Below are 20,282 nucleotides of genomic sequence, written 5' to 3' on the forward strand. Positions count from 1 at the left end.
GCACGCTTCGTTTCGCGACTCACCTTAACCACGGAGTACAGATCATGGAACCTCATCAGAGGTGAATCCGATTACTCCTTGCCGCGTGTCGAACTATCCTCTGCTAAGTAGGATCTATCTGTCAGCCTTGCCGGAGGCACCAGATTATGATGTTCGCCATAACCCCCCCTCATTCGGACTAGGCTGGAATTTCCATGTTATTGCGCACGCTCGAGATACCCGACGGCCACGGCCGATTACTCAATGCTGTCGTACTGCTGGGCTTTTGCGCCACCTGTATCGATCGACGATTTTTGGTGTACAGCCTTAATGAGAAATCAGACGACGAGATGGTTAAAATTTATCTCACCGCTCTCGAAGGTGAGGGACTTACTCTTAATATGTATGACACTTCGCTCGAAGTACTAACAACTGCTACACAGGTGCTCAAAAATATTATACGCGATGGATGTGCAGTGGAAACCAGGCCAACCGACGACACCTATAGCGTAATGGACCTGGCAGATACAAATATTCTGTGCAGCCCCGTAAGCACCCATTACAGCTTGAAAATCAGCGATGCCTGGCTTAATTGCCTTTTACACTACCATAGCGACACTCACGAAACTCCACAGCACGCCCTGCTCGGCGACCTAAGTAATCCGGAGTTTAATGCAACACACGCTGGATCAATTTTCGCAGATGAGCAACTGGCTAACGAGCAAGTGACTTCTAAAATCGAAGCCAGTCTTAAATTGCTAGTCGCCAACATGCTCAACCACAAAGAAAACTTACTGGAAAAATATGTAACCTTGGAAAGTCGCGAAAGGGATCTGGAACTGCGAACACAGCAACTTAAGAATCAAGAAATGATAATAAACCAGCGAGAGGACGCATTAAGAGCAGTCATTGAATCCATGCAACCAGCCGAACAACAACTTAATGCTCTCCTCGACAATTAAAAAACACTCTTACTCTACACCCACTCAAAAAAAACCAGAGCCATGACATCATGAGAATGACATCAATAAACCCATCGCTAATAATCTGCACCTTCTTACTTCTATTACCATTCAGTAATGACCTCCTGGCAGCGTGCACTTACAAGGCTGGAAGCGGCACAAATATATTATCAGTTAGTCCACCTAAGTTTATTACGACACCTCGAGACACGCCCATCGGCTCAACGGTATTTGAATCGGCAACCTACATGCATGCCGACAACACTTTGACCTTATGTACAGGCAACGACTCATGGGGCGTCTTAAATGATCGTGGAAGCAGCCCGACAACCAGCGCCTTATTCCCAATAGGCAATACCGGCCTATCTTGGCAATATATTTACAGAGGGGTAGCAGAAAAAGGGTATGGTTATTTAACAACCGCGGGCAATACCACAACTAGCAGTATGGCCAACACAACAGCTGCTCTACGCATTGTAAAGACAGGTGACGTAGTGAGTGGAGCATCAATTCCGGCCGGGGATCTGGGGGGGCTTAAGTATGGCGGACTTCGCTTGTCCACGATTCGATTAACAGACAGTTTGACGATTACCAGCCCAGCCTGCCAAACACCCAACGTGAATGTCGTCATGGGCCAGCAAAGACTGGGAGACATTCCGACTGATGGCTCGCCTACTAAAGAAAATATCCCTTTCAGCGTTAAACTCAACAATTGCCCTGCTGGTATCAGCAAGGTCATGTATACACTCACGCCCACATCTTCGTCGCCGTCATTAAACAGCAGCCAGGGCATAATCGCACTCAACCAGACCTCAACAGCACAGGGCATAGGCTTGCAAATCACTGATAGTGACCTGACTCCGATCCCCCTAAACGAACCAAAGCTTTTCAATGATTACTCAGCCACCGGCGGGAGCTTCGTAATTCCACTTAACGCGCGCTACTCTCGAATCGCCAGTGGCTCGAAAGTCAGTCCAGGAACCGCCAACGCCGAAATAACATTTGTCATGAGCTATCTGTAGGAAGGTATCGCATCTGCTGCATTCATTATGGAAATGTGAAGGTAAATTCCGCCGTTCCATTAGCGGCGCCTGCCCTCAACGCTTCCTCACTGCTCACTCGAATATAGTGCGCACTCAAAGGTATTTTCGCGCCCTCACCTGCCCGCTTCATCGCATACCCTGCACCGTCATATCGAATCACCTGCTGGGTCAGTTCATTATTCATGACAATCCCGAAACCCCGAGCGCTGGCCTCTGTCGGCTCAAGCGTTAGAACGGTGGAATTCACAGAAGGTCCATACTTGTCATTAAACGTAATCACCGGCTTGGCATTGGCCGCGCATTGGCTCAACTCGATGGCGAAGTGCACAGGCATTGAAGTCGCACCCACCTGAGGAAAATCGTTCAGGCTCATGCGCCCCAGTTGCACCGGTATCGTCTGGTAGGTTTGCACGTCACAGGTATTTGGAATTTCAATCGGGCCACCATTCCCCATATTGATAGCAGCGGGCCCCATCAGCAGGTAAGGCGCGCGACAGATGCCAATCGGTATGTTGTCTGTAGGGACCTCCACACTACTGCCAACAGCAGCTTTGCCCCTGGGTAGATCCACCGCATAAAGCATGAGTTGAGAACTGCCGGCAACGCGATTGACGATCAGTTTTCCGGCAGGAAGTTGGCTGGATGCGACCGTTAGAATCAACTGTTGCATGTAGTTGGTAACCATCGTTGAACCACGCGTTTGCGCTGCGGACGAATCATATTGAACGCGCTCTTTCTCCATCGCGATCGGCAGTGGCGTTTGCAGCAGCGGTCGACGTTGACCGTCCGATGAGTTCACATATATTTTCAGGCCAATGCCGTCAACGTTGGTGGGGGCAATTCCGTCTGTCAGCGGTGTACCGGGTCCCCAATAGCCCATAGAAACCAACTCATGGGCAATGCCGGCAGCCGGGGCAAAGTTGTAGTTGGCATTCAGCGCTACAGCGCGCTCCCATAACACCGAGCCAATGGGCGTATTACTCGTCAAAGGTGTCACTTGTGACCACGGCCTGCCCATACCGTTGCTGAATGTGCAAGACGTCGCAACACTGTCGACCAACGTCCCGGCTTCAGCCGCCACGCCACATATAAACAGCCATATGCCGACGCACGCTATGGCCGACCTTGAACGCCGAACATTTAGTATTGAATTCATATCAGGCATCGCAGAGTCAACAGACGGCCTGACGCATCACCTGCGTCAGGCCGTCTGGGATTAGAAGGAAAGGTTAACGATCAACGAATGGAGCCAAAATTTATGCCATACAAAGGCACAAGCGCAGCCTCTCCGGAGACGCCATTGAATGCCATATCACCGAAGTTAGCCCCGACCAGGCCACCAAAGGTCTGGCCATAATAAGGCGATAACACGGTGAGCTTCCCAGTGGCGACAGACAGGCGAACGTTTCCGGCGTTCGTGCCGACCAAGCCCCCCAGGGTGGCATTGCTGCCACCACTGACCCCGCCAGTTGCCGATGAGTTGGTGATAGAGCTCTGGTTTAGACCGACCAAGCCGCCCACAATCGCACGCACGCCCCCCTGAACGGTGCCACTGGCCATGGCCGATTCAATATGACTGCTGAAGTTGCTGCCATGGGTGCCGACGAGGCCGCCGACATAGCTGCTTTCCCCACCCACCACCGCGCCACTGGCTTCAACCGACTGCAACTCGCCAGCATTGGCCCCTACCAGGCCTCCCACCTGACTTGAAATCGACCCGCTGGTTTTTCCGCGAGCCACGGAATGAGTGATGGAGCCCTCATAGTTGTTCCCCACCAGACCGCCAACCCGAGCATTGCGCCCGCCTGTGACAGTGCCCAAGGCTTGTGCTGTATCAATGGTGCCGGAAATATTATTTCCCACCAAACCACCAACATTCTCCCCAGCGCTATCCCATACATCGCCGCCAGCCTTGACCTCTTTGAGCCTGCTATTCTGGCTAGTTCCCACCAAGCCTCCGGTACCGATGGCGCCGTACCCTGTAACTTTGCTGGTGGAGGTTGACTGGATAATGTCGCCGTTTTTGCTGAAGCCTACCAGACCGCCCACATTACCGGCCCCAGTGCCGCGTACCTCACCCGATGACGCCGTGCGCTCAAGCGAACCGTTGGAGTTGAAACCCACCAGGCCGCCCACATTGACGCCGGCGCCGTTGCCATTTGTCGACCCGGTACTGATGGCATCAGTGATGAAGCCCCCCTGGTTGGCACCCACCAGCCCGCCAACGCCACCCATGGCGTCTCGCTGCATGGCGCCGCCCACCACGGTATTTGAAACCACATGGTCTAAGCGCGCCGTACCGCCTGAGGTCGTAACGTTTTCACCGGCTATACCGCCGATGGCGTGCGTATACGCGTTGCCCGCCACGCGCCCGCTGGACACGGCATTTTTGATTGTGCCACCGTAGTTTTGCCCAACAACCCCACCGACGCTGTTCGCCCCGCTGCTGCCAGCGTTGACCAAGAGGTTGCGGGCAGTCACGTTGGACAATGTACCGACGTTCAGCCCCACCAGCCCTCCGATCGCTGCAAACCCATAGGCTTGCGACCCACCATTATTGATGGTCGCACTGTCCAGTGTCAGATTGCTGATCGTGCCTGAGGAGACCGCGAATAACCCACTGTTACTGCCGGTGCTGGAGATCCACAAGTTGCTCACGGTGTTGCCTAAACCGTCGAAAATACCGCCGAACGCGGCTTTATCACCAATAGCCTTGAATTGAGCTGAACGGCCAACGATGTTATTACCCAGCACGTAATGGCCGTTGAGGTTCGCGTTGATGTTCTGTAACTGCGCAAGGTTCTGGATCACGGTGTATCGATCACCATTGGAGGCGTACGTCGCCCCTGCGCCAGACAAGGTCAACTGACCGCCCGTGCCTAATACCGAATCCCCTACGTGATTCAATGTGAGGTCGCTGAAGAGCCCGGTCAGTGAAACCTTACTGTTTACGTTCACATCACCACCGGCGTTGAGCGCTACACGCGCACCGCTACCGGTCGCATCCACGTTACCGTCGAGGTTGACGTTCCCGGTCGCGCTCAAGGTCAGACCATTGGCGCTGTTCCAGGCTATCGGCCCAGCCAGGTTCAAATCACCGTCGGTACTGACCAGCTCAATATTGGTGCTGGTCAAGTTGCGCGACAACGTGTCGGAGTAGGCGGTCTTCCCCGCTGATGCTGCAGTTGGCTGAATCTGGACTGTCTTGGCGCTGACTTTAAACGTACCGGTCTGACCATTGGTGGCCAGTGTATTGACCTGGGTTCCCAGTTGGGTCTCGACCGTGGCGCCCTTGGCCTCGATCATGCCACCGCTGCCATAGGTATTTTGGGCGTGAGCCTGCAGCGAACCGCCGACCTTGACCGTACCTGCATCGCCGCCATCCAGCGTGATACGGCCAGCTTTGCCGCTCAAGGTTTTGGCTTCAATGGCGCCCTGGTTATTCACCACCGTTTGCAACATCGCATTGGCGCTTTTACCGCTCATCAGCACCTGACCACCGTCGGCCTTGAGCAAGCCACCGTTTTGCGCCAGGGCGTTGATCGCATCGCCGGTGACCTGAAGGTTGAGCAGTTGGTTACCGTCGAAATTGACCGTGAAATCATTCCCAGCGCCCAATGCAACCTGGCCCATCTGGGCCTGGATAACGCCATCGTTGCGCACCTGGTTGCCAAGCAGCGCAATACTGCCGCCCGGTTGCGCGTTGATCGTGCCGCTGTTGCTGATTTCAGCATTGGAAACACCGCTGAAGGTGTATTTGCCCGCGACAAAATCCGCATCCTTGATGTCCTTGGTGGTGGCAATCAAGCTGCCGACGTTGATCTGTGCGCCCTGACCGATCACGATCCCGTTGGGGTTGACCAGAAACACGCGACCATTGGCGTCCATCTGACCTTTGATGCTACTGACATTGGTGCCAATCACTCGGTTGAGCGCGATAGAAGAGGCGTTTGGTTGGTTGAACACCACCTTTTGCCCAGCGGCAATGCTGAAGTCCGTCCAGTTGGTGATCAGCTTATCGGTGTGCTGGTTGATCGACATTTGCGAATTGGATTCAAACCCCAAAATATCGGCCTTGCCGGAGACCACCGTACCGCCTACCGGCAAGGCAAATGCCGGTGCAGCGCTCAACAACGCCAATGCGCCGATGGCCGAGCATTTAGCGCCCGTTTTGCAATGCCGACGAGCCCCTTCGTGAGCAACCTTCCAGCAGCTCATCGCGTGGTTCCAGACCAGTGAGTAAACCTTGTTCACATGAATTTCCTCTTCCTTAAATGACGCCTTGCATAGCGTTGCAAGGCGGTACTGCTTCCAGGCACGAATGTGCTTAGAAATACTGAATGGCGCTGAACCACACGCGCGGGTCCTGATGCGGTGCGTCGTTCTGTTCAGTCCCGTGGATGGGCCATGCTGCGGTGACGCTGAGCTGTTGCCCGACGCCGCGCCAACTGGCGCTAACCCCTGCGGCTGTGAGTGATCGCTGATTGCTTTGCGCGGTCCAGGGCCGCTTGCTGACCGTGATGACGCCCCGGTCAGCGAAGCCGCTCAATTGCACGCCCGGCGCGGCCAGGTAGCGCAGCTCGGTACTGGCCTGCCAGCCCTGGTCGCCGCTGCCGGCGCCCAACGCGTAGGCACGAACACCATTGGGGCCACCGAGGCCAAACTTCTCCGAACTGTCGAGGTTGTTACCCGCCCACTGCGCATTCAATTGGCTGTACAGCTGCCAGCGTGGGCTCAGGTACTGCAAGCGGCCGAGGCTCAGATTGGCGCGTGTGAAATGCCCCGCGGCGCCGGCGCTGAGCCTATCCATGGTGCGGTCGATGGCTTCGCCGATACCCAGGCGCCCGGCGCTGTAGCTGAGCGAGACAAAACTTTGCCCACCGCCCAGCCAGCGATCCTGGCCACTGGCGTTGATGCCCAGGGTCCACAGCTCCACATGCTTGGGGCTGCGCAGGTCGAACAGGTCGATATCGTCTTGCAGTTGCTTGTCGTCGAACTGCAATTGCGCACTGAGGTTGAAAGTGCGGCTGCGAATCAAGGGCTGCAAAGCGAAGAGGCTGCGCACGGTGGCTTGGCCTTTTGCCTCCAGCACTTCTACGTCCTTGCCCAGTTGGTAGCTCATGCGCGAATAGGAAGTGCCAAGGGTGGTCGACCATGGGCCCACGGGCAGGCTGTAGCCGAAGCGGTAGTAACGCTGGTGCTGATCGCTTTGCAGCAGGCGCATGTTAAGGGCATCACCCAGGCGTAGCGGGTTGTTCAAGACCAGGCTGGCGCCGAGGCGATATTCGCCGGTGTAGCGGTCGCCGTAGTTGTCGGCTTCCAGAGTGCCGGCGTACCAGGGGCCAGGCTCGGCGTCGACTACCAGGTCAGTGCTACCGGGTAGAGAACCGGGGCGCAAAGTGCCTTTTACTGCCACGCCCGGAAGATCGCTGAGCAACAACAGGCTTTGCTCCAGGTCTGCGTCGTAGACCGCTTCACCCGCACGCAGTGCCGACAACGGTTGCTGCAACACAGCATCGATCACGCGGGAGCGATTGTTCAACTCGATGCGGCCGTAATACCCCTCCAGCACCTGGATACGCACGATGCCTTGATCGATGTCCTGGGCGGGCAAAAAAGCCCGCGCCAGTGCATACCCGTGGCCCTGGTAATACTGTGTGATGCGTTGTGCAGCGGCGCGTAGCCCGGCGAGGTCCAACGACTGGCCGGGCAAATCGGCCAGCAGTTCAAGCAATTGCTCGCGATTGAAGACCTGGTTGCCGTCGATCTCGAAACCTTTCACTTGCAACTGCATACCGCCGCCAGGCGTTGCCTGAGACGGTGCTGAAGGCGGGGGCATATCGACCTGTACCGGCGCAGAAGGCAGGGGTGCCGGTGCCAGAGATTCAATGTCACGCATCACCCGGCCCGCACTGGGTATTTGTGCCCACACCGAGGGCACGCCAGAGAGCGCCAGCGCGACACCGACGGCGAGCAAGGGCCTTGTCGCGAAACCTTTAATCATGGTGAACCGGCGCCCGTGCATCGATCATTTCTCCCCTGTCAGCAACAAATTGGTAGTGGATAAAAGCGGGTGTCGCCGAAGCCCCGGTAAGGGGGAAATTCGCGCAGGTAAATGGCGCAATCGTGGCGCTGCGCTGAACCTCGTCAGCGGCTCCCGGCTCCAGTCGCTGCGCAGTGAGCGAGACAAAAAACGGTGCCTTATTGCAGGCCTCAAGGACCTTGCGGTGTGCGCGCCAGGTCAACTGTCGGCCCGCCTCTTCCGCGCTACCCGCCAGCCCCGCCGGCCTGAACAGCAGCTTCATGCGCAACCGATACGAAAGCCGCAGCAGATGCGTACTGCGTGGCGGCAGCGGTGACACTTCAAGGAAGTTCAGCCAAAACAGCGACTCGCGGTCGGCGGGCAGCGCTTCGCCGGTGTAGCGGACTTCAAGCGCACTGCGCTGCCCAGGGTCCAAGCGCAACAAAGGACGGCTGACCACGAACGGCACCGACAGGCCTGAGGGGTCTTGATTGATCTGGCCACGGTCCAACCAGCTCTGGGCCAGGATCGGCGCTTCGCCGCCATTACTGATTCGTACCGTCAGCGCACGTGCATCGGCTGCGTAGACGAAGCGAGTTCCCGTCACCGTCAACGCTGCCTGGCTGCTACTGGCATGCGCGCAAATCAGCAGGCACACGGCATAAAGCGACCTCACAACACGCGCTCCTTACCTGCAGGCCGGGCGTCTATGTCGTGACACACCAGATTGAGCAGCTCGAACGCGCTGCCTTCACGGGCGTGGCGCTCGGGCAGTGCATAATTCACTTGGCATTGCTGGTCGGCATCGCTGCCCCACTCCACACGAATCGAGCCTCGCTCTTTTTCGCTGCGCACTACCAGACGGCTGCCCTGCCCCACCGCACCAATGACTTGGCCGCTCTGCACATCAATGGCGGAGGCAGCGAACGGCAAGCGCTGGCCATTGCTGCGTCGGCTGTCGATCAACAACGGGCGGGATTTACGCGTCGGGAAATCCAGCATCACCACGGCGCCGGCACGGGGGGCGACACTGCGCGAGCTGACTTGAAGTTCGACGTCGTTGGGCACGCCCTGCGGATCGACATCGATCTGGTTGAGCTGATAGGGGCTCAAGCTGGTGATGACCGCGTAGCCATCCTTGCCAATGCTCGATCCTGCATAACCGACCCTGGCGCCTTCGGCGTCAAGCGCTCTGACCACGCCCACTGTCTCGCCAAGGGTTTGTGCGAACGTCGCGCCGCCCGGATGCAGGACTACGGCACCCGATGCACTGAGTGATTGCTGGTGGTAGTCCGCCCCCTGAGAAAGGCTTGCACCGAACGCACCTTGAGGCAGGCGGTAGTTGACGCTGGCATTGCTGGAGGCGCCGCGTTGCTGGTCGGCATGGGCGACCGAAACGGCATAGGACGCATCGCCGCGCTCACTGAAGGCGCCGGATATACCGGTAGACATCTGCCGGCCTGAGCGACGGTCATGGCTGGCATAACTGTTGATCACCGCACCGCCATGCCCATCGCGGCCCAAGGGAATCGACAATGTGAAGGTGAGCTGCGTGTCGTCTTGATCCCCTGCATATCGCAGCCCTCCCGGTGAGGCGCTATGGGTACGCTGAGCCGCAATCGAGTAGAAATTACCGCGCCACTGATTGCTGTAACCCATGGAGAAACTGAGGGTCCGCCCCGCTTGCTGCCAGTACTGGCTTGAGGAAGTGTTGAGATATACGTTGCCTCCATCGGTGCCCAGCCCCTGGCTGATATTGGCGTCGAACCGAGCGCGTACGCGGGCGAAGTCGGTGGCGCGCCCGGACTCGTTGCGCATCCGATCCTGAAGCGCTACCGCATCGTGAAGCCCCAAGTACCCGGACGTTGAATAGCGATAGGCGAGTAACGAGAAATTCGTGCGGCTATTGGGCAGGTTCTTGCTGTACGACAGGCGCAAACTGGAACCCTGCTGGGTCTGCCCTGCGGGGAGTTCGGTGCTGGCTGCGGTGAGGTCGGCGGCGAAACCGCCGAACCGGGTATTAAGCGCCATGCCTGCCAAGCCGGATACATAGCCGGGGGTCAGTGCGGTGCCGCCGTAACCGGTCAGGTTGTTGTCCAGGCCGCGTTGCAGGGTGCCTTGCAAGACAACTGGCGGTCGGCCGTGCAAACCGGGATCCACCAACTGACCGGCCACCAGGCTGTAGCGCGTAGAGCCCGGGCGGAGTAACTGCACGGTCGTGGCAAATGGCACGACGAACCCGTGTTCGCGACCATCGGCTTCGGTGACTGTTACCCGCAGGTCGCCGCCGAAACTTGCTGCTTGCAGGTCGGCGATTTCGAAAGAACCCGGCGCAACGGTCGTTTCATAGACCAGATAGCCACGCTGATAGATCGAAACCTTGGCGTTGGAGGTCGCAGTGCCACGTACCACCGGAGCGTAGTAACGCTGCGTATCAGGCAACATGCGGTCGTCGCTTTCAAGCTGGACGCCGCGAAACGACACGGCATCGAACAGCTCACCACTGGTCGTGCTCTCGCCGACCAGTAACTGTGACTTCCAGCCCGTGAGGTCGACCTGACCATAGGCGTAACCGCGCTGGTAACGCCCACCCAATGTGGGCGACCAGGTCAGGCTGGCGTTATGCCGCAGCCTGACACCGCCCAGGTTCAGGCCCATGTTCAACCCTGAATAGGCATGCGTGTCGCGGCGCCCTTGGCTCTGAACGCTGAACAGATTGGCGTCGTAGTTCAGCAAGCCGGCTGTTACGCCACTGTCCCAACTGGACGGGTCGACATAGGTGCTGGTGGCGGGCCGTTGCAGGTAGTACTGCGCAACGGTGATGTGCAGTTTCTGTTCGGGCAGGTCAACACGGATGGCAGCGCCCGGCACGAAACGCTCAAGCGTTTCGCAGGTCAGTCCTTGCGGGAGGACCGCGCTCTGTTGATCACTGCCACGCCCCCTGCGACTACGCTTAAGGTCTATGCCAACACGCGTGAGTAGTTCGGCGCTATAGCACGGTTGTGCGTCCACCAGCCCGGCGACCGCCCGTAACTCGATCTCCTGGGTCGCACGCCATTGACCATTGACCAGGATATCCAGGCGATAAGTCCCAGGAACATTGCGGTCCGGCTGTTCAAAACGGGTGGTATCAATGGCCATGCCGGACGCTCCTTGCATTAACATCTGTGAATCGAAAATGATCGGTTCATCAAACTGGCTGGGCGTGACAGGCGTTGCCGTTGGCACATCCTGAGCCCATGCCTGAAGTTGCCCTCCCAACAGGACGGCAATGAATAAAAACAGTGTCCAAGGACGACTTTCATTCGCCCATGGCATAGCCAGACCACCGAATGCTCTCGGTCGAAATCGAACAGGTAAAAACATAGTCAGTCCCATGCCACGGCTGTGTGCCGGAACCGGAAAGAAGCGCGAGGCCTGTGGCGTTATTGGCCTACGGGCTGCTCGAACATCCGCCTTGCGCCATAGTCATTGATGGCTTCGTAACGCACTTTTGGCCCACTAGCGTGGCAGTTAAAGCGGGTTGAGGTTGTGAGCACTGTCTTGCCGAACGGTGCAACCATCCCGGTTTTGACGGGAAACGCCTGGCAATCGCAGTCAACTTCGACATGGCCGAAGGACACGTAATACGGCGTCGGATTCGCAACCTCCAGGTTCGTCGCTTCAGTGCTTTTGGGCGTCGCCACAACCGTCCATTTGAGCTGCTCGGGAGCAGCGTCTACGCCCGCTGCAAGCGCGGTCGGACGGTAAAGCAGCTTGAGTCGCGTCCTGAAGGCAAACTGCAACACCGCATCATCCGAAGCTCTGCGTGGCGGGGTTTCCAGCACATTGAGCCAGAACAACGATTCGCGGTCGGCGACAGCGATAGATTGGGTTCGACTGATCCTCAACACCGCGCCACCACTGGGGTCAATCCGGCTGACCGCAGGCGCGACAACAAAGGGAACCTGGACATCCTCAGGGGCCATCTCTGCATGCCCATCATCCACCCAGCTTTGCACCAGTACCGGCTCACGACTTGAATTTGCCAGCCTGACCGTCACGTCATCCACATTGGCAGGGAAAATCACTCGAGTGCCTTGCACCACAATGGCTGCCTGGGACGCTTGCACAAACAGCCCGAGGAACACAGCGCCGATGGCGAGAGAATACGTACGCGCTATCGGCGCCATGAACCACCTCCTGCATCGTCAGCGGTTATTGATAGGCCAGCGTGTAGCGTACGAACGAAATGCCAGAACCCGGAGTGACAGCAGGCGCGGTCGATACGTAAGACGCTTTGTAGGACAAGGTCGCAGTATTGCCTTTGACCACTGCCACCTGAGGCGTTGTTTCCCTTTGGCCCAGCTGGATTTTCTTGCCATTGGCCGTATCGTTGAATACTTGAATCTGCACGCCTGTTGCAGGTGCACTGCCGATCAGCTTGAGATTGCCGGTAACCGAATCGATATTTTCAACTTGATCAAAATCGATCGAAACCTTGGCGTCGTTAGTGCATTGCGCACCCGACAATTGCAGCTTGAACGGCACAAACGGTGACGCGTTGCCTATCGCGGCGAATGTACCTGGCGCGATCCGCCCCAGTTCCACATTGGTCACGTTGCCCTCCCCTGGCGCCTGGCCGTTAATGTCGCAAGTCACATCTGTGATGCTGCCTGAAAAGTTCACAATCCCATCCGCCGCATAGGTCAGCGAAGGCGCAACTAAAGCACATAGAAAACTGGTTACAACCAGCTTTTTCAACGAGAAATTTTTCACATCATATCCTTATCAATTAAGTTCACGACCATGCAAATAGCAAGTGCAACGCACGATGGTGCGACCACTTAGTTATATACCTACCGACATCTACCGGAAGACCAGAACAACGATACAGGAAGCCCGTTCTATTTTTTTATAGATCATTCCTACAAGGGCTAAGGACATTTCGTATTGACGATATTTTCTTGCCAATATCTCTAAAACCATATTTAAGTTAGTGGCACCTTCATCGCGTGAGACCTGTATTACTTGCGATGGACTTGGCCCTGCGTAAGCAGTTGGAACGTTACCCTAAAAGGATTTTACGGATGAGCACCATTGTTATCGCCGACAACCATGCGCTGATGCGTTATTCGATCAAGAGGCTACTGGAACAAAACGGCCACACCGTCGTCGCCGAAACAGAGAATGGGCAGGAAACCCTACACATGGTGAAGATGCTTGAGCCACACCTGCTAATAATGGAACTAGACCTGCCAGAAATACACGGATTGGACGTCATTTCTGTACTGACCCTGGGTAAATGCTCAAGCAAAATACTCGCACTCACCGCCTATGACGCCGAGAATTATTTAATTCGTTGCTTAAAAGCCGGCGCCTCCGGATTCATCTCAAAAACTGCTGAATTGAGTGAAATACAATTCGCTATAAGAGCACTGCTAATAGGCAAGAATTACTTCCCCAACGTCACTCTAAAAATGGCAAAATCCATCAAGCGCACGTACTTGTCTCGTGAACAGAAGCCAATAAAATTGACGAGACGCGAAATAGACATATTAAAACTTTTAGCGAACGGCCATAACAATCAGGAGATCGCCAAGCTGTTAATGATCAGCCATAAAACTGCGAGCGCCTATAAACTCCGCTTGCTATTTAAATTCAATACTTCACACCTGCTTGGCATGATTGACGCTGCGCGTCGAGAAGGGCATTTAACCGAAGGGGGCGCGGCCTCATGACTACTGACGCGTCCTGCACGCCTTGCTGACTAAGGGGCGTAGCATGTGTCGACTAGACTCTTGATCAGTCATGGTATTGCAAGCCGGAACCTAAGAAGGTTCCGGCTTACACACTTTATTTGACAACCTCAGTTAAACCAGCAACCAAAGAATATTTACTGTCTCTGCAGGCGTCCAACCCGCGTTAGAGATATGTGCCTGGAAACACGCGTACTTAACCCCCTGATAGATGACTTTATCGCCCACCTTGTAGGACTCACCTAATTTCCACTCCGGCGTCTCGCCCCCTTCGCCGGTAGAGGTGGTGACACTTAGCACGTTGCTAGGCACCGACAGTTGCCCTTGAGTATCTTCGGCGGCCACAAAAAAACGATACATTGTTGCGGCAGTCAGGCCGCTGTCGGTATAGCTGGTTTGCGAAGCGGGGATCGTCGCAACCTGCACCCCATCGCGATAGAAATTATAGTGTTTCAACGGATAACCACCTGTCGACGCTCCCCACATCAATGACACAGTATTTGCGGTGGTATTCATAGAGTGCAGGTTGACCGGTGCCGTTGGAGGGGCCGTACCACCACCTTCAGCTTGAGTTCTAACCTGAATCGCCGTACTCGGTAGTGACTGGTTGCCTCTGTCATCAATAGCGGTCACAAAATAGCTATAACTGGTCCCCGGTAACACGCTGTTATCAGTCCAGCTCAACAACGGAACATAGACATCAACAGTGGTAGAGCCATCACGGGTAATGCGATAGGACGCGATAGAAGAAGATCCGGTTGAAGCGTTCCAGGTTAAACGAACCTGCTTATCGGTTATGTCACTGGCTTTTAGGCCGGTTGGCGTGGTTGGCCGCCCACCGCCGCCCTCCCGCTCTACAAAATCAAGGTCCACAACCTGATAGAACGCCGCTGCGGTATCTGCAACTTCCCAAATTGCCAGCAAAACGTGATACCCCTCGCGGATTGGCAGTGGCATTTGATGAACAGTGGGTGAAGGTGGTTTCATCGCATCGCCATGAGACCAGTAAGGTTTCAGATTAATCTGGACAGTATAAAAAGGCTCCGCTTCAAACTGATCACGGGACAGCACCTGGCTCGGGTCCCAAGCCTCTTTAGTGATGAAGTAGTTCCAGCGGCGGGTTACATGGTTAGCTGTAAAGTGCCACGAAATATCCAGCATCTCGCCACCGCGCACCTCATGTTTTTGCCAGTGGCTACCGGGTTGATCGAGGAACAGCCCGGTAGCCTGATTGGCACTGGCAATTTTTCCATCCGGCGGCGGCGGCGAGTTCGCTACATCTTCAGGGGCATACACGTCCAGCAACCCTCCAGCGACGGCGGGGAAAAACTTGCCCGATTCACGCTGGTTGAGTGCCCCCTCATCCAAGTCACCTGCCTGCCAAGCAAAGTAAGCACGGGAGGCGGGAGAAAAAATATGACCGTGACGTGGAACTATGTTCTTGCTGATAGGATTCGCTATATGTTTAGACATGATGAATCTCCATTTCTTTGTTTTTCCGTCTGTAGCTTCAGTATTCGGTTATGCGCGCTGCCAAAGGGATGTAGCCTTGTCTGGTGCCCACCAAGAAATCGAGGTGTGTACCATCACGCAGATATAGGTAACGCCCTTATGAGTGACGAGGTCACCGTCCTTGTACCGGGAGCCCGTGCCCCATTCCGGCGGGGTTCCACCAGATGACAAGGTACGCACGGTCAATGTTGTACTTAGGCTGGAGTTGCCACCCTGACTGTCTTGCGCGCTCACCTGATAGCGATAGTCGGTATCGGGCTTTAACCCGCTGTCGTTAAAGGTAGGTGTAGCTGTTACGCCGATTGACACTCCGCCCCTATACACCTGATAGCTTTGGATCGGATGAACACCTGAAGCAGGTTGCCAACTAAGCAGTATTGAAGACGGTGTTTGAGAGAGGGAAGTTAACCCGGTCGGTACTGACGGCCCTTCTGGTACCGGCGTCTCTCCGCCAGTAAGGTAACCATAGCGATTGAGAAACTCCCAGTTATAAAGCTTGCCGTGCTTATCTCTGCCATTATCCCAGTTAACTGACCATGTCATGAGACCACGAACAGGGTTGCCGGCTTTTTCCAGATCCGACAAAGCTTCAATAGCGTTTAGGGGGTCTACCACATAACCCGTCGCGGCGGCATCAATATTGGAGGGCAAGCCTATTACCAGACGATTGGCCGCGATGCTAGAAAACCCGCGCGTACCATGAATCAAACTATCGGTAAGATAGTAGAGAAACTCTTTCTTGTAAGTATCGCTATTTTGAGTAACCCATAAATTAAGCTCGTCCACCCAAATACCATCACCGCCCTGATTGTAATACTGCGGCGCGATGAAGTCATAAATATCGTCTAACGCTGTAATATAATCGAGGTAGATTCCGTTAGTGCGCAAATAAGGAAACTCTGGAGCCATACTGATTATAAAATGCTTACCTTCCTTCTTATAATACTCACGTACCCTTCGTAGCGCCGCCGGTATCACTATACGATTATCCGCGTGAGTAATCGCCAGTTGTTCAAGATCGATATCCAGACCGTCAAAACCGTAGGTCTCTACCAATCGAACTATTTCATAGGCCAGCGCCTCTTCCTGCCCAGCATGAAGCTCGATATGAGCATCAGCCCCACCCAGAGAGATCAGTACAGCACGTCCCTGCGCATTCAGTACTCCAACCTGGCGGCGGAACTCAAGATCACTGTAGGCATCGGGTTTAAAGGTAGGAATACCGCTGCCTTTCATAAACGCGACAGCAATCACGTTATAGTTTTCCGGGATATCCGTGAGGGCCATTTCAGCAAACAGGCCTTGCTGATAACCCTGCCCGGCCTCAGCTTTCCAGTTATGCCAAAAACCCATCAGGATGTTTTTAGAAGAGATATCTGGCATCACTGAAGCCGCATCATGGATACGGTTTCCATATTGATTTATAACTGTCTGTTTCAGCATGATTTCTTAGTCCTTTAGTAGCGGAGGTGCAGACATCTAAACTGAATCGCTGCAAGTCGCTTTAACGAAGGAATCCTAACTGCTCACCCGCACAGTGCGCACCGATAAAGCCCTAGCACACATGACATGATCTATTTCAAACAGAAAGAGTCCTCGATACGGCTGCTTGCGTTAGCCAGCGTACTCAGTGTTGATAATGGTACATATACTGTATTGACTTCAGCCGTAGAGCTCGCTCAAACAAACAGTAATAGAACAAAACGTTTATCAGAGCATCCCTAAGGATGCGCTAATGGTATGGACAGTTCACTGCGGAAAATGTTTTTGGGGTCAAATTTAAGCTTAGTCCTAATGAGCATTTGCCGTTTATCACCATAATAAAGCTCCAACCATCGCGTATCGACCACCGCATGACTATCGTCCGTGTACTTCATATCGATATCTGGATAGTTTATATAACACCCTTGATAGCGCTGATTATCTTGAAAAGGTTTGCCGCCTTGCTGCTCAAAAAATGCCTTGTAAAAACTTCGACACCACTCAATACAGTGGTGCTCATGCATCGGATTACTCCAATAAACCTGAAGCTGCGCTTTCAGAATTGAGCGTCTCTGATAGACGGAAGTCGGGCACTCCTGTTCATCCTTAGCATTGATACAGCCTCCATAAGAGTCAATCTGCAACAATGCCTGATTAAGAACAGCATCGCCTGCCTGATTGAAGTACTGCCAAATAGCATTAACTTCCACATCAGAGAAATCACCAACCTGATAAAATGACTTATATTTACCATGTTGATTATTGCCGGAACCATTTAACATCTGGGTTACATACAACCAATCCATCAACCTAGCATCCTGCAAGATATTACTTAGCTTCGGCTCGTTTGAATGGCGCTTTCTTATCGGGCCGAATAAATTATCTTGCGTCGTGACAAACGCATTCTCACCGGCCGCTTGATTCATATGCGTGACAAAATCGATCAGCGGCTCGGTTTGCCTTTCACCATCGACTCGCCCATCCATTCCAGTATACTGAACAAGCAAATTGATATCGCCAGTTGAGCGGTGTTGCAATTTAAGTAATGCAAACAAGCCACCATTGGCTTTAGACAGGTCATCACTGTTCCAATGCTCATCATTTTTACTAAACCAGCGCCAGTACTCATTCAGGAAATGACTAAGCTTATCCTTACTATCAAATGCACTCCACGGCCATGCTAAAGAGAGCAGATAAGCTTGCTGCGGCGCTTGTGGCAGCTCTTTGAAGTAGTAATTAAGAATAATACCAAAATTCCCGCCGCCCGCCCCTCGACAGGCTATAAACAGGTCGCGCTCCCCATCCGATTCATCACTACCTTCGTGAACATGCCTGACCTCCAGCGCGTCTCCGGCCTTGCTCGGCACTAAAATATCCACGCCGCTTAACCAGTCCACTGTCAGGCCATGCATACGCGATAGCAATCCATAACCGCCGCCGCTAATGTGCCCTCCTGCACCGACCGAATAGCATGAGCCACCCGGGATCGTACGATTAGCTGTTTTATAGAGAGCCGAAAAACCATCCCAGTTCTGGTTTCCCGAAGCTATACGAAACTTGTATATTACGCTTTCATTATAGTGAGAGCGCAAACGCCCTTGTTCATCGAACTCAATACCTGCCATCAAACCAAGATCGATAATAGCAAGCCTCTGACTTCTTTGAGACGCCAATTTATTCGTCACAAATCCTTCGTAGCAATGGCCACCACTGCGCACTGTAATGCGATAATTTTTTTTCAAAGCATCGTTAGCCGCTGCCCATACCGAGGCCGGACTATTACAGATATAGATGAAGTCGGCGCCCTGCCCATTACCGGGCCAGCGTAAATTGAAGCCTTTTTTTAGCGTTTCATAACGGCGATCATGATGATTAATAAGAGTGTACTTTGACATGGAAATCCTCCTTGATAACCCAAGAGCATTGGAATAAATGCTTGACATTAAAATCACTGGGCACACCTTGAAATTCCGCTAAAGCGAAATCCTGGCCACCCACTTTAGGCCTTTCCCACGCAATCTAAAAACTCAATCAGCAACGTATTACGCCAACATCCATGCTGCGTCACACTCACTAAACTTTTTCTCATGTAAAAACAGCATAGCCCCTATCTTGCCAATGTCCAGTCGAAATCTTTTAGAACATCACCATTTTCTTGTAAACTGCTCGGAAGTAGCGAGAGCAACTTTCTCTGATTAGAGATAATTCTTACAGACACCGTTATTCCGTGACCATCGTACCGTGGTACCATTTAAAGCGACGCGCATCGATATTTTATCAATACTCTTATTTTTTTCAGTCTCATTGAACATTAAAGTGCGCTCCCAGCGGTTGTTTTTTACCCCCGTGCGCGCCTGTATCGACACGCCGACATCCAGGAGTTCAAAAGTGCGAACAGCGTCACGTTTGCGCGGTGTTTTTAGCCAGGCCGTAAAGCGAACACTTACGTAGCAAAACGGCCGTTTTATCATCCAGAATGACTGCTCGGCCTCGCTGCGAACTTGTGCCTTGGCCTTCTCAGAATAGATGGGCCGCCAGCCAGCAATTTTCGAATTTCATCGAGTCGTTCGATAGCTTGCTTGAGTCAGATTCGAGGATAGTGAGCACCGGATGCTCGCCTTTAGGACCGAGGAGGCCAGTCAAGATAGGGACTCGAACTGGCACGAGATATTGAACTCAATCTTGTAGTGTTCGTACCGGACCAACCTGGATCTCAATGGTTTTGTGCACAAACAAAAAAAGACGCCTAAGCGTCTATTCCGTAAATCACAGGCAAAAAAAAGCCACTCGTTAGAGTGGCTTTTTCTTTTATGCTTGGAGCGGGAAACGAGACTCGAACTCGCGACCCCGACCTTGGCAAGGTCGTGCTCTACCAACTGAGCTATTCCCGCTTGGTGATGCGCATTCTATAGAATCCTCAGCACCCGTCAACCCCTTGATTCAAAAAAGTTTTATTTCTTTTCAACGGTGGTTCGCAGATGGGGCCAGGCGGCGCGCAGATATTGCAGCATGGACCACAGGGTCAGGCCAGCGGCGACCAGCAGCAAGGCGTAGCCCGTGAGGACCCAGAACGAAAAGTCCGACGGGTTGGCCAGCAGAATGACCAGCGCGAGCATTTGTGCGGCGGTTTTCCATTTGCCCATGTTGGAGACGGCCACGTGGGCCCGGGCGCCGATTTCGGCCATCCATTCGCGCAGGGCCGAGACGACGATCTCGCGGCCGATGATGACAGCGGCCGGTAGGGTCAGCCACAGATTGCCGTGTTCCTGCACCAGCAGCACCAGGGCAACGGCCACCATGAGTTTGTCGGCCACGGGGTCGAGGAACGCGCCGAACGGCGTGCTCTGTTCCAGGCGGCGGGCCAGGTAGCCGTCGAGCCAGTCGGTGGCGGCTGCGAAGGCAAATACCGAACTGGACGCAACGTAGCTCCATTCATACGGCAAATAGAACAACAAAATGAAAATCGGGATAAGCAGGACGCGTAGTACGGTGATCAGATTAGGGATATTCATCGGCACAACTGGCTACGAGGTGAGAAGGCATT

14 protein-coding genes and 1 tRNA gene are annotated in these 20,282 nt (G+C 54.1%); 3 read left to right on the top strand and 12 right to left on the bottom strand.

Annotated elements, in window-relative coordinates; translation table 11 throughout:
* Positions 1 to 194 precede the first annotated feature (194 nt).
* Positions 195 to 941: a hypothetical protein gene (locus JH25_RS23130; protein ID WP_032876684.1), complete on the top strand. Its 747-nt coding sequence runs from the start codon at positions 195 to 197 to the stop codon at positions 939 to 941.
* Between the two features lie 248 nt (positions 942 to 1,189).
* Positions 1,190 to 1,963, top strand: coding sequence for a fimbrial protein (locus JH25_RS27815; protein ID WP_164699494.1), 774 nt, complete (start codon positions 1,190 to 1,192; stop codon positions 1,961 to 1,963).
* Positions 1,964 to 1,988: 25 nt separating this feature from the next.
* On the opposite strand, the gene JH25_RS23125 is transcribed toward JH25_RS27815, so the two are convergent.
* The 7 genes from JH25_RS23125 to JH25_RS23105 form a co-directional block, all read right to left on the bottom strand.
* A complete protein-coding gene (locus JH25_RS23125) occupies positions 1,989 to 2,981 on the bottom strand; it encodes a fimbrial protein (RefSeq protein ID WP_236648020.1) in 993 nt (330 codons plus the stop codon).
* 239 nt (positions 2,982 to 3,220) lie between these two features.
* Positions 3,221 to 6,238, bottom strand: a complete 3,018-nt coding sequence (locus JH25_RS23120; protein WP_032876686.1) for a two-partner secretion domain-containing protein — start codon at positions 6,236 to 6,238, stop codon at positions 3,221 to 3,223.
* A 73-nt stretch (positions 6,239 to 6,311) separates the two neighbouring features.
* A complete protein-coding gene (locus JH25_RS23115; RefSeq protein ID WP_032880994.1) occupies positions 6,312 to 7,988 on the bottom strand; it encodes a ShlB/FhaC/HecB family hemolysin secretion/activation protein in 1,677 nt (558 codons plus the stop codon).
* Entirely contained in the window at positions 7,981 to 8,682 is a 702-nt protein-coding gene (locus tag JH25_RS0126805; protein WP_050549307.1) for a fimbrial biogenesis chaperone, read from the bottom strand. The genes JH25_RS23115 and JH25_RS0126805 overlap by 8 nt, the downstream gene beginning before the upstream one ends.
* The gene (locus JH25_RS0126810) at positions 8,679 to 11,171 is read right to left on the bottom strand and encodes a fimbria/pilus outer membrane usher protein (protein WP_268872675.1); all 2,493 of its coding nucleotides are present in this window, start codon (positions 11,169 to 11,171) and stop codon (positions 8,679 to 8,681) included. The genes JH25_RS0126805 and JH25_RS0126810 overlap by 4 nt, the downstream gene beginning before the upstream one ends.
* A 260-nt stretch (positions 11,172 to 11,431) precedes the next feature.
* On the bottom strand, positions 11,432 to 12,178 hold the full coding sequence (locus JH25_RS23110; RefSeq protein ID WP_032876689.1) for a fimbrial biogenesis chaperone: 747 nt from the start codon (positions 12,176 to 12,178) through the stop codon (positions 11,432 to 11,434).
* Between the two features lie 25 nt (positions 12,179 to 12,203).
* Positions 12,204 to 12,764: a fimbrial protein gene (locus JH25_RS23105; RefSeq protein ID WP_032876692.1), complete on the bottom strand. Its 561-nt coding sequence runs from the start codon at positions 12,762 to 12,764 to the stop codon at positions 12,204 to 12,206.
* A gap of 311 nt (positions 12,765 to 13,075) precedes the next feature.
* Here JH25_RS23105 and JH25_RS23100 point away from each other — a divergent pair, with 311 nt between their 5' ends.
* Positions 13,076 to 13,726, top strand: coding sequence for a response regulator transcription factor (locus JH25_RS23100; RefSeq protein ID WP_032876695.1), 651 nt, complete (start codon positions 13,076 to 13,078; stop codon positions 13,724 to 13,726).
* 132 nt (positions 13,727 to 13,858) lie between these two features.
* Here the strand turns inward: JH25_RS23100 and JH25_RS23095 are convergent, their stop codons facing one another.
* The 5 genes from JH25_RS23095 to pgsA all read right to left on the bottom strand — a co-directional run bounded on the left by JH25_RS23095 (position 13,859) and on the right by pgsA (position 20,250).
* A complete protein-coding gene (locus tag JH25_RS23095) occupies positions 13,859 to 15,217 on the bottom strand; it encodes a lytic polysaccharide monooxygenase (protein WP_081883280.1) in 1,359 nt (452 codons plus the stop codon).
* Positions 15,218 to 15,265: 48 nt separating this feature from the next.
* Positions 15,266 to 16,699, bottom strand: coding sequence for a carbohydrate-binding protein (locus tag JH25_RS23090; RefSeq protein ID WP_032876698.1), 1,434 nt, complete (start codon positions 16,697 to 16,699; stop codon positions 15,266 to 15,268).
* A gap of 278 nt (positions 16,700 to 16,977) precedes the next feature.
* Entirely contained in the window at positions 16,978 to 18,633 is a 1,656-nt protein-coding gene (locus tag JH25_RS23085; protein ID WP_032876702.1) for a BBE domain-containing protein, read from the bottom strand.
* Between the two features lie 920 nt (positions 18,634 to 19,553).
* Positions 19,554 to 19,629 (bottom strand) — tRNA-Gly (locus JH25_RS23080).
* Between the two features lie 60 nt (positions 19,630 to 19,689).
* Positions 19,690 to 20,250 carry a CDP-diacylglycerol--glycerol-3-phosphate 3-phosphatidyltransferase gene (gene pgsA / locus JH25_RS23075; protein WP_003190391.1) on the bottom strand — a complete coding sequence of 187 codons (561 nt, stop codon included), beginning with the start codon at positions 20,248 to 20,250 and terminating at the stop codon, positions 19,690 to 19,692.
* Between the last annotated feature and the right edge of the window lie 32 nt (positions 20,251 to 20,282).

This window comes from Pseudomonas sp. BRG-100, assembly GCF_000737955.1.
Lineage (GTDB): Bacteria > Pseudomonadota > Gammaproteobacteria > Pseudomonadales > Pseudomonadaceae > Aquipseudomonas > Aquipseudomonas synxantha_A.